This is a genomic window from Sphingopyxis sp. (genome assembly GCF_034380315.1).
In the GTDB taxonomy this organism is placed as follows: Bacteria; Pseudomonadota; Alphaproteobacteria; order Sphingomonadales; family Sphingomonadaceae; genus Sphingopyxis.
This window is the reverse complement of record NZ_JAXMPB010000017.1, coordinates 17,481-29,824: the sequence shown is the minus strand read 5'-3', so window position 1 is coordinate 29,824 and position 12,344 is coordinate 17,481. Positions and strand designations below refer to the sequence as shown.

Annotated in this window: 13 protein-coding genes and 1 pseudogene; 5 read left to right on the top strand and 9 right to left on the bottom strand. The window is 60.6% G+C overall.

Features of this window, described 5'->3' with window-relative positions; translation table 11 throughout:
• Positions 1-123 precede the first annotated feature (123 nt).
• The 7 genes from U0S50_RS18240 to U0S50_RS18210 all read right to left on the bottom strand — a co-directional run bounded on the left by U0S50_RS18240 (position 124) and on the right by U0S50_RS18210 (position 6,686).
• A complete protein-coding gene (locus U0S50_RS18240) occupies positions 124-813 on the bottom strand; it encodes an AMP-binding protein (protein WP_322310042.1) in 690 nt (229 codons plus the stop codon).
• A gap of 58 nt (positions 814-871) precedes the next feature.
• Positions 872-1,963, bottom strand: coding sequence for an acyl-CoA dehydrogenase family protein (locus U0S50_RS18235; protein ID WP_054588686.1), 1,092 nt, complete (start codon positions 1,961-1,963; stop codon positions 872-874).
• Entirely contained in the window at positions 1,963-3,183 is a 1,221-nt protein-coding gene (locus tag U0S50_RS18230; protein ID WP_054588687.1) for an acyl-CoA dehydrogenase family protein, read from the bottom strand. The genes U0S50_RS18235 and U0S50_RS18230 overlap by 1 nt, the downstream gene beginning before the upstream one ends.
• 7 nt (positions 3,184-3,190) lie before the next feature.
• The gene (locus U0S50_RS18225; RefSeq protein ID WP_054588688.1) at positions 3,191-3,652 is read right to left on the bottom strand and encodes a Zn-ribbon domain-containing OB-fold protein; all 462 of its coding nucleotides are present in this window, start codon (positions 3,650-3,652) and stop codon (positions 3,191-3,193) included.
• On the bottom strand, positions 3,649-4,788 hold the full coding sequence (locus tag U0S50_RS18220) for a thiolase C-terminal domain-containing protein (protein WP_322310041.1): 1,140 nt from the start codon (positions 4,786-4,788) through the stop codon (positions 3,649-3,651). Before U0S50_RS18220 ends, U0S50_RS18225 begins: the two co-directional genes overlap by 4 nt.
• Before the next feature lie 75 nt (positions 4,789-4,863).
• A complete protein-coding gene (locus U0S50_RS18215) occupies positions 4,864-6,006 on the bottom strand; it encodes an NAD(P)H-dependent flavin oxidoreductase (protein WP_054588690.1) in 1,143 nt (380 codons plus the stop codon).
• A 44-nt stretch (positions 6,007-6,050) separates the two neighbouring features.
• Complete coding sequence (locus U0S50_RS18210; RefSeq protein WP_235588053.1) at positions 6,051-6,686, bottom strand: FadR/GntR family transcriptional regulator; 636 nt, start codon at positions 6,684-6,686, stop codon at positions 6,051-6,053.
• On the opposite strand from U0S50_RS18210, the gene U0S50_RS18205 reads away from it, so the two are divergent.
• From U0S50_RS18205 to U0S50_RS18195, 3 genes are all read left to right on the top strand, one after another.
• A complete protein-coding gene (locus tag U0S50_RS18205; protein ID WP_322310043.1) occupies positions 6,603-6,812 on the top strand; it encodes a hypothetical protein in 210 nt (69 codons plus the stop codon). The genes U0S50_RS18210 and U0S50_RS18205 overlap by 84 nt on opposite strands.
• Before the next feature lie 169 nt (positions 6,813-6,981).
• Entirely contained in the window at positions 6,982-8,244 is a 1,263-nt protein-coding gene (locus U0S50_RS18200; protein ID WP_039575372.1) for a cytochrome P450, read from the top strand.
• 26 nt (positions 8,245-8,270) lie between these two features.
• Entirely contained in the window at positions 8,271-8,600 is a 330-nt protein-coding gene (locus U0S50_RS18195; RefSeq protein WP_228383639.1) for a 2Fe-2S iron-sulfur cluster-binding protein, read from the top strand.
• Between the two features lie 197 nt (positions 8,601-8,797).
• Here the strand turns inward: U0S50_RS18195 and U0S50_RS18190 are convergent.
• Both U0S50_RS18190 and U0S50_RS18185 read right to left on the bottom strand, forming a co-directional pair.
• A pseudogene (locus U0S50_RS18190) lies at positions 8,798-9,780 on the bottom strand (helix-turn-helix domain-containing protein); the annotation flags it as partial.
• A 489-nt stretch (positions 9,781-10,269) separates the two neighbouring features.
• A complete protein-coding gene (locus tag U0S50_RS18185; protein ID WP_054590303.1) occupies positions 10,270-10,764 on the bottom strand; it encodes a MarR family winged helix-turn-helix transcriptional regulator in 495 nt (164 codons plus the stop codon).
• A 74-nt stretch (positions 10,765-10,838) separates the two neighbouring features.
• Between U0S50_RS18185 and U0S50_RS18180 the strand changes: the two genes are divergently transcribed.
• Complete coding sequence (locus tag U0S50_RS18180; protein ID WP_039575377.1) at positions 10,839-11,717, top strand: alpha/beta fold hydrolase; 879 nt, start codon at positions 10,839-10,841, stop codon at positions 11,715-11,717.
• Positions 11,714-12,124 carry a hotdog fold thioesterase gene (locus U0S50_RS18175; protein ID WP_054588691.1) on the top strand — a complete coding sequence of 137 codons (411 nt, stop codon included), beginning with the start codon at positions 11,714-11,716 and terminating at the stop codon, positions 12,122-12,124. Before U0S50_RS18180 ends, U0S50_RS18175 begins: the two co-directional genes overlap by 4 nt.
• The last annotated feature ends 220 nt before the right edge of the window (positions 12,125-12,344 follow it).

Genomic DNA, 12,344 nt, shown 5'->3' with positions numbered 1-12,344 from the left:
CACAACCTCCGCCTCACGTAGCTTGCCGATAATCTCTTCCGGGCGATGCTTTTTGCTCGGCATTCTATATCTCCTTCGTCGTCCAAAATATCATCAATTTTGGACCACTCAGAAGGGGGCAGATCACATCATCGGGCAGGATGGCAGGGTGCGGTTGCCGGGCCCTTGACTTGTGATCAACGCGACGTGTTCTTCGAGTGTCTGAGGAACGGGGGCGAGCAGCTTCTGGGCCTCGAGCTGTGCTTTGCGCATTTGGTCGTGATGCCACATCACGCCCTTGGGCATGCCCGTCGTGCCGCCGGTATAGATGAAGAGCTGATCTTCGGGAGAGCGCACTATGCCGAGCGCCGATCCGTCGCCTTCTTGCGCGAGTGTTTCGTAAGGGATCGCAAAAGGCGCGATTTGCGAAGCCTCGCCAATTTCCACAAAGGTGTGAACCTTCTCGAGCCGATCCTTGAGCTCGACGATACAGTCGCGGAATTCCGAGCTGTAGACGATCACTTCGCTATCGGAATCGTCGAAGATATAGAAGACCTCCTCGGCGACATAGCGGTAATTGATGTTCACATGGATCAGGCGCCCCTTGAAGCAGGCTGCCATCAACTCGCCATATTCGGGTCGGTTGCGCATATAAAAGGCAACCTTGGCCCCATTGCCGGCTCCGCGCTGCCGGAGCGCGCGGGCAACATTGTTCGAACGTCCCGACATTTCGGGCCAGGTGATGATCCGGTCGCCGTGTATCAGGGCCGGCGCATCCTTTGGCATGACGGGCTCGATAGCGTCGAGAATGTCGCCGAGATTCCAGTCGATCACATTAGTTCCCCTCTCCGAACGGGGTGGCGGCTTTGGCGCACTTCCCTTGGAAGAAACATCACGCAGCTTTGGTCCAGCCCTGAAGTGCCGCAGCCTCCGCCCGGACCGCTTCTGGCCCACCCAGAACCTGCCGGTCGAATCCGATCCGTTTGAACCAGTAATGCAGGCCAAGCAGGTCGGTGAATCCCATTCCGCCGTGCACTTCGGTGGAAGTGCGTGCGACAAATCGATAGACCTCGGCCGTGTGCGATTTGGCATGGCAGGCAAGCAGTGATGCCTCATTCGGCACCGCGTCGAAGGCGTGGGCGGCGTACCAGACGAGCGAACGGCACGGTTCATGCCGCGCGGCCATCTCGGCGCACATATGCTTTACGGCCTGGAAACTACCGATCAGGCGGCCGAACTGTTCGCGCTGACCAGCATAATCGACAGCCCTTTCGATCATGGCCTGACCTGCGCCAAGGCTGTCTGCGGCGAGGATCACGCGGCCCGCATCGCGCAGCCGGGCCACTGTAGCTCCGCCATCGTCAGCCAGTGGTTCCGCTTCGTCCCCGTCAAACCGCAATTCCCCGACGCTACGGGTGCGATCGATGGTCGTCAACGCGATAGCTTCCAGCCCGGACGCCTTGGCACCGACAAGGTGCAGCCTGCCACCGGAATCGGCGACGACGTAGGCATCAGCTCCTTCGAAATCGAGCGCGAACAGGGCGGTGCCGTTGAGCTTCCCGCCGGCAGAGGAAACTCCCGCGCCGTCGCGCACCTCGATCGTCTCGGAAATCGCGACACCGACACGCGCCTCGCCGCTCGCTATCTTTGGCAGCCAGTGGGCCTTTTGCTCCTCGTTGCCAGCTTCGCGCAAGGCGATCGGTGCGAGAACCTGACTGGCGAGAAACGGCACCGGTGCGACCGCATAGCCAAGCTGTTCCGCCACCACCGCCGCGTCGAGCAAGGTCATGCCGAGCCCGCCATGCTCTTCGGGGACGAGCATTCCGGCAACGCCCAGATCGTGGAGGGCGCGCAACACCTGGTCGCTCAACGGATTGTCCCGCTCCGCACATTCGCGGACGTGACTGAGCGGGCTGGTATCGGCGAGGCACCGCGAAACGGCGTCGCGCAACATCTGCTGGTCCTGCGAAAGTCCAAAGTCCATCAGTCTGCTCCCTGCTTCTGTCGCGCCATGTCCGCGGGGTTCGGCTCACGTGGCATTTCAAGGCCGCGTTCGGCGATGATGTTCTTCTGGATCTGAGCGGTCCCGCCGCCGATGATGAGACCGAGTTGGAACATATAGTTCCATTGCCACGCCCCGCCGTCCCGCTCACGCGGGCTGTGGTGATAGAGTATGCCCAGTTCGCCCATGGCGTCGATTGCCAGCGCGGATATCTGGTGAGCGAGTTCACAGCTTTGCAACTTGACGATCAGCTTCGCCATGCCGCCCGGCTCTCCCCTAAGGCTGTTCGAAAGGATGCGCATCCCATTGTATTTCATCGCCGCTACTTCGGCCTGAAGTGCCACTAGCCGGTCGCGCAGTACCGGATTGTCGATCGCGCGACCCTGGCCCAAACGCTCTTCCTGCATCAGTGCGATCAGCGCCTGCAGCCGGTTTTCGAGCGCGTCGGGATCGCCCAGCATTCCGCGCTCATGGCCTAGGGTTGCGTTCGCGACGAACCAGCCCTGGCCCCGCTGGCCGACGATCTGGTGCATGGGGACGCGCACATCGGTGAAGAACGTCTCGTTGAACTCGGCGTGACCGGTCATCGTCTTCAAGGGGCGAACCTCGATGCCCTGCGTGTCCATCGAAAAGATCAGGTAGGAAATGCCGCCATGTTTGGGTGCGTCAGGTTCGGTCCTGACCAGGCAAAAGATCATGTCGGCCTGCTTGGCGGTGCTGGTCCAGATCTTCTGGCCATTGATAACAAATTCGCCGTTTTCGATGTGCGCGCTGGTCTTGAGGTTGGCTAGGTCCGACCCGGCACCGGGTTCGGAATAGCCCTGGCACCATACGATATCGCCTTTCAACGTGGGTTCGATCCAGCGCCGTTTCTGTTCCTCGGTGCCGAGTTCAAGCAGGGTCGGCACGAACATCGAGATTCCCTGATTAGAAAGCCCGCCCGGCACCCTGGCCCGCGCAAATTCCTCTGCGATGATGCGCGATTGGAGAATGTCCGGCTCCGCTCCATAGCCTCCATACTCCTGCGGGATCGTTCGCGCGGTATACCCATGCTCGATCAACAGCTTCTGCCATTCGACTGCCTTGGACGAAGGTCGGGCCGCCCGGTCAGCAGAAGGCGGCGCGAGATGGCGGTGCGCTTCGATGAAAGCCCGCACTTGCTTGCGGAAGACATCGTATTCGGGCCCGTAATCAAGATCCATGACGCTTCTAACTTTCACGCAGGCGGAAAACAGGAAGGCGGAAGTCCTCACCGATCAATTCGAATTCCACTTCCACCGGAAGGTCGAGCGCTAGGCGCTCGTGATCGCAACCAATCAGGCGCGTGGCCATGCGTACGCCCTCTTCCAATTCCACCACCGCCGCCACGAAGGGAATTTCGTCGGCAAAAGCCGGGTGGAGGGCCTGGTGGGTAACGGTCCAGGAAAACAGCGTGCCCTTGCCACTGCTGCGTTCCCAGGAGAATTCCGGCGAGCCGCACTTTGCGCACATATAGCGCGGTAGGTGGCGGAAGCAGCCGCAGCCGCCGCAGCGCTGGAAATAGAGATTGCCGTCTTGGCACCGCTTCCAGAATTCCTGCTCAACCGGGTCTTGCGGGCGAGGTCGCGGTTTGGGCGGCGCAACCTGCGCGGAGGGCCGCATTTTGGGAGGCAGATCGCTCTCGCTGCTCATGCAAACCTCCTGAGAATGGCAATGCTTCCATCGCCAAGGTCACCCCAGCCGGTCACAAGACCAGTTTGGGCTCCCAGCACCTGGCGCTCGCCGCAGTCGTGACGAAGCTGGCGCACTGCCTCGACCACGTGGTTGAGTCCCCAGACATGCGCCTCACTGAGCAAGCCGCCATGGGTGTTGATCGGATAGCGGCCACCCAGCTCAATCTGGCCATTGGCGACGAATTCGAACTGTGCACCCGGTTCGCAATAGCCCATCGCTTCCAGTTGCAGCAGAACGACATAGGTAAAGCAGTCGTAAATCTGCAGGAAATCCATGTCCTCGCGCTTGACGCCCGCCATGTCGAAAGCGCGCGGGGCAGCATAGCTGAGGCCAATCTTGAAGGGATCGGGCCGCGAGGGGATGTCGTCGGCGGGATAGGGGTGGCCTTCCGCGGCACCGGCGATGCTGACGGGCACATGCGGCATATCCCTGGCCCGATCCATTCGCGATATGACTACCGCGCAGGCGCCATCGGTTTCAAGGCAGCAATCGTAAAGGCGGAAGGGCTCGGATATCCAGCGCGCCGAATGATAGGTTTCCGCGTCGAGTTCGCGCCCATAGGTAAAGGCGCGCGGATTCAACTGCGCGTGACGCCGGCAGGCTAGCGCTACCGCTGCCATCGCATCCGCGCCCACGCCGTAAAGCTTCGAGTGACGGGTCGCCAGCCAAGCATACATCTGCACCGGCAGGAACACACCATAGGGGATGTAATAGCCCTGGATGGTATTGGTCAGCGTGTTCATGTTCATCGCCCGAGTGGGCGGGGCACCCGGCTTGGGCCTGAGGGCGGAATAGCCGTTCCAACCGAGCGTCACCAGCACGTGATCGCAAAGCCCGCTGGCGATCGCCATTGCCGCGTTCTGCAGCGCCGTCGTCGGGCTGGCGCCGCCCATGTGAACGGTGGCCGCATAGCGCAGCACATCAATGCCGAGATTGGCGGCCATTTCCTCCGAGGTCGTATAGATCGGCGGCGGCACCATGCCGTCGATGTCGCAAGGTTTCAGCCCGGCATCTGAGATTGCGCGGCGCGAGGCTTCCAGCATCATGTCCACCGCGGTCCGTTCGGTGCCCTTGACGAATGCGGTTTCGCCCACACCGGTTATGGCGGCCTTGTCGGCAAAGGATAAGGTCTGCGAAGCGTTCATACAGCGTACCCGTCTTGCCGCAATTCAGGAATAGAATCTGGCATCGGCCAGCGCCCTTTCGGCCCCTTCGACAAGATCGCGCATGACCTCTGCCGCTGGACGGATCGAATGGATCAATCCAATTCCCTGCCCCGCGAAGCCGGGCATGATATCCTTGCGCTGAGCCTTTATGCCCGAAGCCATGACCGGCCCTGAAATCATCGACTGGTAAGGCATCGGAAGCGGCTCCTTGCCCGCCGCAACCCAAGCATCGGCCCATTTGTTGCGGATCATGCGCGCAGGCTTGCCGGTCAACGAACGGCTAACGACGGTATCTGCATCGCCGCCGTCGGTTATTGCTTCCTTTTGGAACCGTTCAATCCCTGCCTCTTCGGTTGCCAGGAACGCCGTTCCGACCCACGCGCCCAGAGCGCCCAGCATCATCGCTGCGGCGACTCCGCGGCCATCGGAGATTCCACCTGCTCCGATCACGGGAACCCGATCGCCCACCGCGTCGACTACCTGCGGAATCAGCGAGAAGGTTCCGATCGGGGAGTTGTGCCCGCCGCCATCGTGGCCCTGCGCCACAATCATGTCGATGCCGGAATCGACCACCTGCTGGGCGTGCTTGACCTTGCCGATCACCGCCATGACCCTGGTGCCATTGGAATGAAGGCGGTCCATCCACGGTCCGGGATTGCCGAGGCCGGCGGCATAGACTGGCACCTTTTCCTCGATTACCACTTCCATCTGCGCCTCGAAAAACTCCCGCGTGAACAGCTGCGGACCGCCCTTGCCCATTTCCGGCGCGCCAGCCGCGCGCATGGCCATTGCGGCATCCACTTCGGGCAGATCCTCGCGTTCCATGAAATCGCGGGTGAACTGCTGATATTCGCCAAGCAGTGCCATCGGGTTTTCGAGCGAGGCGCCGCTCTGCGGTGCCGAACCGCGCCTGACGGAGGCAGGCAGAAGGGTGTCGACCCCAAATGGCTTATCGGTCAGTTCGCGGGTCTGGCGGATCCAGCTGCGCAACTGGTCTGGCGAGCAGGCCGCAGCGCCAAGAACGCCAAGTCCCCCGGCATTCGATACTGCGGCCGCGAGCGCGGGGACACTCGCCCCGCCCATTCCGGCCAGAAGGATCGGGTATTCGATCCCGAGAATTTCGCATATGCGGCTCTTGAGTGCCATCGTAATACCCTCTCCATCCAGCGCCACCCACCGGCGCCCGTTTTTTACGTCTGTCCCCACCTGACCTTCTGGGACACAAGCTCAGGGCTTCTCTGTGCGAGATAGGAGGCGGAGCCCGCCACGAGACGCGCCATAGCCTGCCGCGCTCCTTCGGCATCGCCCTTGCGCACAGCTTCAAGGACGCGGCGCAAGAAACGCAACTGGACCGCACGCTCTTGCGCCGAATACCCCAGCGAGAGCGAGAATTCGCGGGTAAGCATATGCAACGCGGAAGTCAGAAGGCCGAAAAGCGGATTGCCGCTGGCCCAGCCGAGCATATCGTGAAAACGGCGATTCAGTTCCTCGAACTGGCTGCTCGCTTCGTTTCGCTCCAGCTCTTTGAGGCAATCGGCAAGTGCGCTCAGATCACCCGTGGTCGCGCGCTGGGCGGCATAGGCTGCAACATCCGCCGCAATCGCTTCGCGCAATTCGAGCAAGCCCCTCAAGTCCGCCTCCATGAAATGCAGGATCAGCGAGAGGCTGTTTGCGAAATCGCCAGTCTGCGGGCGAGCGACCACCGGCCCGCCACCGCGACCTAGTTGAAGATGGATAACGCCTTGGAGTTCAAGGAAGCGAAGCGCTTCGCGCAAGGTCGCTCGGGCGACATCGTATCGCGCAAGCATTTCGTCCTCGCGCGCCAACCTGTCGCCCGCAACATGCGCCCCGGCTTCGATATCGCGTACGATGTCCTGCGCAAGCGTGAGCGCACGCTTGGCCTTCCTCGAATCATCGACCTTCGGTTGCATCACTGGGAATCGCTCCTCTGATAAAACCTTATAAGAGTTTATCGGATGGCATGTCCAGCATCAGTCTATGAAGTTTGCAGTGCGGTCAAATGTCGCAACAATCCTTATAAGCTTTATTGACCACACCCTGCGAAACATCTACCTGTTTGATAGCAAGGTGAGTCTGCTTGCCTGGGATGGAGGACGAGACATGAGCATCGACACGATGGAGCTGGATACTGCCGGAAAAGTTGCAGCCATTCCGATCGACGAAATTGATGTCGCACGGCCGAGTCTTTTTCAGCAGGACACGATCGGCCTGTATTTCGACCGGCTGCGCAAAGAGGAGCCGGTCCACTATTGCCGCGAAAGCTATGTTGGGCCTTACTGGTCGATCACCAAGTTCGACGATATCATGGCTGTCGACACCAACCACAAAGTCTTTTCGTCGGAGGCAAAGCTCGGCGGTATCGCCATTCAGGACATGCATTCGGTGGAAGGCGCGCTCGAACTTGAAATGTTCATCGCTATGGATCCTCCAAAGCACGACCAGCAACGCAAGGCCGTCACCCCCGCTGTAGCGCCGTCCAACTTGCTGTTGCTCGAACCGACAATCCGCGAACGAGCGTGTCAGATTCTCGATGATCTGCCGATAGGCGAGGAATTTGATTGGGTTGACAAGGTCTCAGTTGAATTGACCACGATGACCCTTGCTACCCTATTCGATTTCCCGTGGGAGGAACGCCGCAAGCTCACGCGCTGGTCCGACGTCACAACGGCCGCCCCTGAAACCGGCATCGTCGAATCGTACGAAGCGAGGCGTGAAGAACTCATCGAGTGCGCGATGTATTTCAAAGGACTGTGGGAGCAGCGCATCAACGAAGAACCGAAGAACGATCTGATTTCCATAATGGCGCATTCCCCGGCGACACGGGATATGCCCTTCCTCGAATTTCTGGGTAACCTGCTGCTGCTGATCGTGGGCGGCAACGACACCACGCGCAATTCGATAAGCGGCGGTGTGCTGGCGCTCAATCAGAACCCCGATGAATATCGCAAACTGAATGACGACCCTTCGTTGATAGCCAGCATGGTGCCGGAAATCATCCGCTGGCAGACGCCGCTGACTCACATGCGCCGCACTGCGCTGCAGGACTGGGAGATTGGCGGCAAGCAGATCAAGAAGGGCGACAAGGTCGTGATGTGGTACCTGTCGGGCAACCGCGACGAAACGGTCATCGACCGGGCTGACCGGTTCATCATCGACCGCAAGAATCCGCGCCATCACCTGTCATTCGGTTATGGCATCCATCGATGCATGGGTAACAGGCTGGCAGAACTGCAGTTGCGGATCATCTGGGAAGAAATTCACAAGCGGTTCGCCAAGGTCGAAGTGACCGGCGAGCCCGAGCGCCTTTTCTCAAACCTTGTGCGCGGGATCACCAATCTGCCGGTGCGGCTGCACGCGCGCTGATTTGCTGAAGCAGAAATACGGAGTGTATGATGGTCAAAGTGACGTTCGTATCCAGCGATGGAACGCGGCGGGAAGTCGAAATTGCCGAGGGCGAAACCGCACGCGAGGCGGCGCTCTTCAATGATGTACCGGGCATCGACGGCGATTGCGGCGGTGTCTGCGCCTGTGCGACCTGCCATGTCCATGTCGATCCGGCCTGGATCGACAGGGTTGGTCGCCTGGTCGAAGGGGCAGCGGAGGCAGAGCTTCTGCAATTTGCCGAAGGTGCCAACGAATACAGTCGCCTCGCCTGCCAGATACCCATGGTGGAAGGAGTGGAAGGTTTGATTTTGCACGTTCCCGAGCAGCAATACTGACCAGACAGAGCGCAGCCCTGTCGTGCGCGTGCGGCGTCGCAAATTCAGTTTTGAACGGAGGTTTCAGTGCCAACTCAGCTAGAACCTGATGTCTAGACGAGCGAAGACGCATTTCGCACCGAAATGCGGCAATTCCTCGCCGCCCATTTCCCTGACGAATTAAGGGGCGCGGGCAATATGCTGGCCGGGCCCATTGGCAGCTTCGGCTTGTGGATCATCCTGGCCGACGCGCATCCGGAAGCTTCGAGGGACAGCTCCAGCGTGTCGGTGACATCCCCGGCCCGCATGGTGGTACACAGCTTCCAAAGGATGACATAACGGGAGAAGTCGTCGAGCACGGTCGACAGGTACACCAAGCCCCAGCCGATGATCTTGAAGTAGGTGAAGTCGGTCTGCCACATCTCGTTCGACCGCGTCGTCTTGGTGTGGAACCCGTCGGCGGCCTTGATCACGATGAAGGCCGGACTGGCGATCAGGTCATGGGCTTTCAACATACGGTAAACCGTGGCTTCCGACACGAAGTAGCGCTTCTCGTCGGTGAAGCGCACCGCGAGCTCGCGGGGTGACAGGTCGGTTGTATCCAACGCCATGTCGATGATCTGCTGCTGGATATCATCGCAGATGCGGTTCCACACCCGCCTCGGGGCCGATGGCCGATCCTCCAGCGCCTCCGGCCCGCGCTCGAGGTAGCGGTCGTACCAGCGTTAGAAGGTCCGGCGCGGGATGCCCAACTGCTCCAGCGTGCGCTTGGCCGGCAGGTGCGACTGCTCGACGATCCGAATGATCTCCAGCTTCTCGGATGCGGGTTACCTCATTCGTCGTCGGCCCTATCCGCGATCATGCTTTTTTTGAGCAACCGGTTTTCCAGCGTCAGATTGGCCACGCATTCCTTAAGGGCACGGGCTTCGCGGCGCAGGTCGTGCACCTCGCCGGTGGTCGCGGCACGGGCGGTGTCGCCCGCCAAGCGCCGCTTGCCCGCCTCCATGAACTCCTTCGACCACGTGTAATACAAGCTCTGGGCGATGACATCCTTGCAGCACAGCTCGGCGATGCTGTCCTCGCCGCGCAGGCCTTCCAGCACGATCCTGATTTTGTCCTCTGCAGAGAAGTGCCGGCGCGTCGCACGCCGTATGTCCTTCACCAGCCGCTCAGCAGGGGCCTTCGGCGCCGATTTTTTCAAGGAGGATGGGCTTCATCCTCGTTCCTTAGTCACTACGACGAAGCCCAAATCCTCCTTAAATCACAACCTCAAATCTGTGCCATTGGTGCTGACGGCGGACAGCACCGGCAATCCGCCCTCACATGAAGCGCTCGGGTTGAGCCATGTCGGTCTCCACGCAGAGGTTCGTTTCTTGGTAGACAACTCGTTGCACGAAATAGCTCGTCGGTCAATTGGCGCTGGCACGCGAAGCCAAGAGCGGCCCGCCTCGCGGGAGGGCGCTCACCGCCGAACGATTGCCGGCTCGATCGGACTATTCTGCAACACGGCGGGAGGCAGGTAGGGCTCCGTGCCGCGATATTCGCAATTAGTTAGCCGTCAGTGCTGGCAACCTGATGCAGCGGGGGCAGAACGGCCGCGGCGCGCCGCCTCAGACGCGAGCGGTGCCAGTTGGGGATATCGGCTTGCTGACGATGAATGGCGTCGGCCATTTCAAATCTTCCACGGCTCCTATCGAGGAGGCATGTCTTCCGATCCGCTTTCGAGATTGCCGGACATTTTCGTCAGCAATGAGCGCATCGCGCGTATCTCAGTTGGGGAAATCATATGGAGCAGTCGCGCGTAGATCATGTCGGCTTCGGCGCGCAGCTGAGGCAGGATTTCGATCGCTCGGGGCAAAAGATGAAGTTCCCAGACGCGCCGGTCGCCCTTGGCAGCGCGCCGTTCCGCGAGCACCATTCTTTCCAGCTGGTCGACAACATGGCCAACGCTGGCACGCTCCAGTTCGAGGCATTTGGAGAGGTCGGTTTGGGTCATGCCCGGGGTCCGATAGATATAGACGAGCGCGCGCCACTGGGTTCGCGTCAATCCGAAGCGCGCCGTTGAGGCATCAAACTTCCGACGCAGTTTGCGGGGCACTTCCTCGATGAGAAAGACAAACTCGTCTGAGGCCGTCAGAAGACTTTTCGCGGGAGAGATGCCGCTTGTATTGCGAGGTTCAACCATCGTCATGGACTGTAGAGCCAACATCATATTCTGAAAACCCTTTACTGTAAGATATGATATAGTATGATCGTGGAATGATTGATCAGTCGATCACGCTTGCCGGGAAAGCGGGCCATGAAATCGCAGCGTCGGTTGATGGCCCGGAACTCGGATTACCGGTAATCCTCGCGCACGGCGGCGGACAGACCCGAAGGGCATGGAGGGCGGTAGCCCACCGGCTCGCGAGCCATGGTTTCCGGACCATCGCAGTCGATATGCGCGGGCACGGCGAGAGTGCATGGGCCAGCGACGGAGCCTATGATATCTCCGATTTTGCGGCCGATCTCGTCGAGATCGCTGCGGCGACGGCGAGCAAACCGGCGCTGATTGGCGCGTCTCTTGGTGGCCTGGCCGGGATCATCGCCGAGGGAAAATGCGCACCGGGAAGTTTCGGATCGCTGACGCTGGTCGACGTCACACCTCAGATGGAACCGAGCGGCGTCGCCCGCGTGGTCGGTTTCATGGCGGCGCATGCGCGCGATGGTTTTGCGTCGGTGGAAGAGGCCGCACAGGTCATTGCCGACTATCTGCCCCATCGCCCCAGCCGGAAGGCTTCGGCCGGGCTAGCACACTATCTGCGCCGCAAGGACGATGAACGCTTCTATTGGCACTGGGACCCCGCCTTCATCGAAAGAGTGACGCAGCAGGGCGGCGGCGTTTCCAGCGACCATGGCCGCACCGAGCTCAGCGCGGCCGCTGCCTGCTTGACCTTGCCGGTGCATCTGATCCGCGGCGGGTCAAGCGATCTCGTCTCGCTGGAAGCCGTCAAGCATTTCCAGGGCCTTGTCCCTCATATGGCGTATAGCGACATTGCGAATGCGACTCATATGGTGGTGGGGGACGAGAACGACGCTTTCGGGCAATCGATCCTAGAGTTTTTGCTCGGCATCCATGAAGCGGAAATGAAATCATGAATGCCCCCGCCGTCCCGGGGCTTGAGGAATTACGTGACCTATTGGCGCTGGCCCCTTTTCACCGCTGGCTCGGGCTCAGCATCGCTGAGGTCGGCGCCAACGAGTTGGTGATCTCCATGCCTTGGCGAGACGAAATCATCTCAAATCCGACGGTCGGCGCGGCGCATGGTGGCATCGTATCGGCTTTGATCGATCTGACCGGCCTCTATACGATCATCGCGATGGGGGGTGCTGCGCGGGCGACGGCGGACCTCCATGTGGATTTTCACCGACCGGCCAAGCTGGGGCCGCTTCGCGCGATCGGCAGCCCGGTGAAATTAGGGCGGCAGATAAGCGTCGCGGCTACCCGGATCCTAGCCGCAGACGGAACCTTGGTGGCGAGTGGTAGAGGGGCCTACGTCGCCTGATAACCGCCCGAGGCGAGCCAATCTGCGCGGCCAGATGCATGCCCAGCAGCTTTCGGAGCCGAGGCAGTGGCGGCAGCGACACGCTTTTTGGCGACGTGTCCCTAGGCCGAACCCACGACCGGACGGCCGCGCATCGGCCATTCAGTCAAATCGGCTCCCTGCCGGTCACACGCGGGTTTGGCCGCTCGCCTTTGAGCCGTCGACTTTGCCTAGTCCGACA

Coding starts and splice junctions, on each gene's coding strand:
- U0S50_RS18235 (WP_054588686.1), bottom strand. CDS start 1,963: ATGGACTTTGGACTTTCGCAGGACCAGCAGATGTTGCGCGACGCCGTT.
- U0S50_RS18230 (WP_054588687.1), bottom strand. CDS start 3,183: ATGGATCTTGATTACGGGCCCGAATACGATGTCTTCCGCAAGCAAGTG.
- U0S50_RS18225 (WP_054588688.1), bottom strand. CDS start 3,652: ATGAGCAGCGAGAGCGATCTGCCTCCCAAAATGCGGCCCTCCGCGCAG.
- U0S50_RS18215 (WP_054588690.1), bottom strand. CDS start 6,006: ATGGCACTCAAGAGCCGCATATGCGAAATTCTCGGGATCGAATACCCG.
- U0S50_RS18200 (WP_039575372.1), top strand. CDS start 6,982: ATGAGCATCGACACGATGGAGCTGGATACTGCCGGAAAAGTTGCAGCC.
- U0S50_RS18195 (WP_228383639.1), top strand. CDS start 8,271: ATGATGGTCAAAGTGACGTTCGTATCCAGCGATGGAACGCGGCGGGAA.
- U0S50_RS18185 (WP_054590303.1), bottom strand. CDS start 10,764: ATGGTTGAACCTCGCAATACAAGCGGCATCTCTCCCGCGAAAAGTCTT.
- U0S50_RS18180 (WP_039575377.1), top strand. CDS start 10,839: ATGATTGATCAGTCGATCACGCTTGCCGGGAAAGCGGGCCATGAAATC.
- U0S50_RS18175 (WP_054588691.1), top strand. CDS start 11,714: ATGAATGCCCCCGCCGTCCCGGGGCTTGAGGAATTACGTGACCTATTG.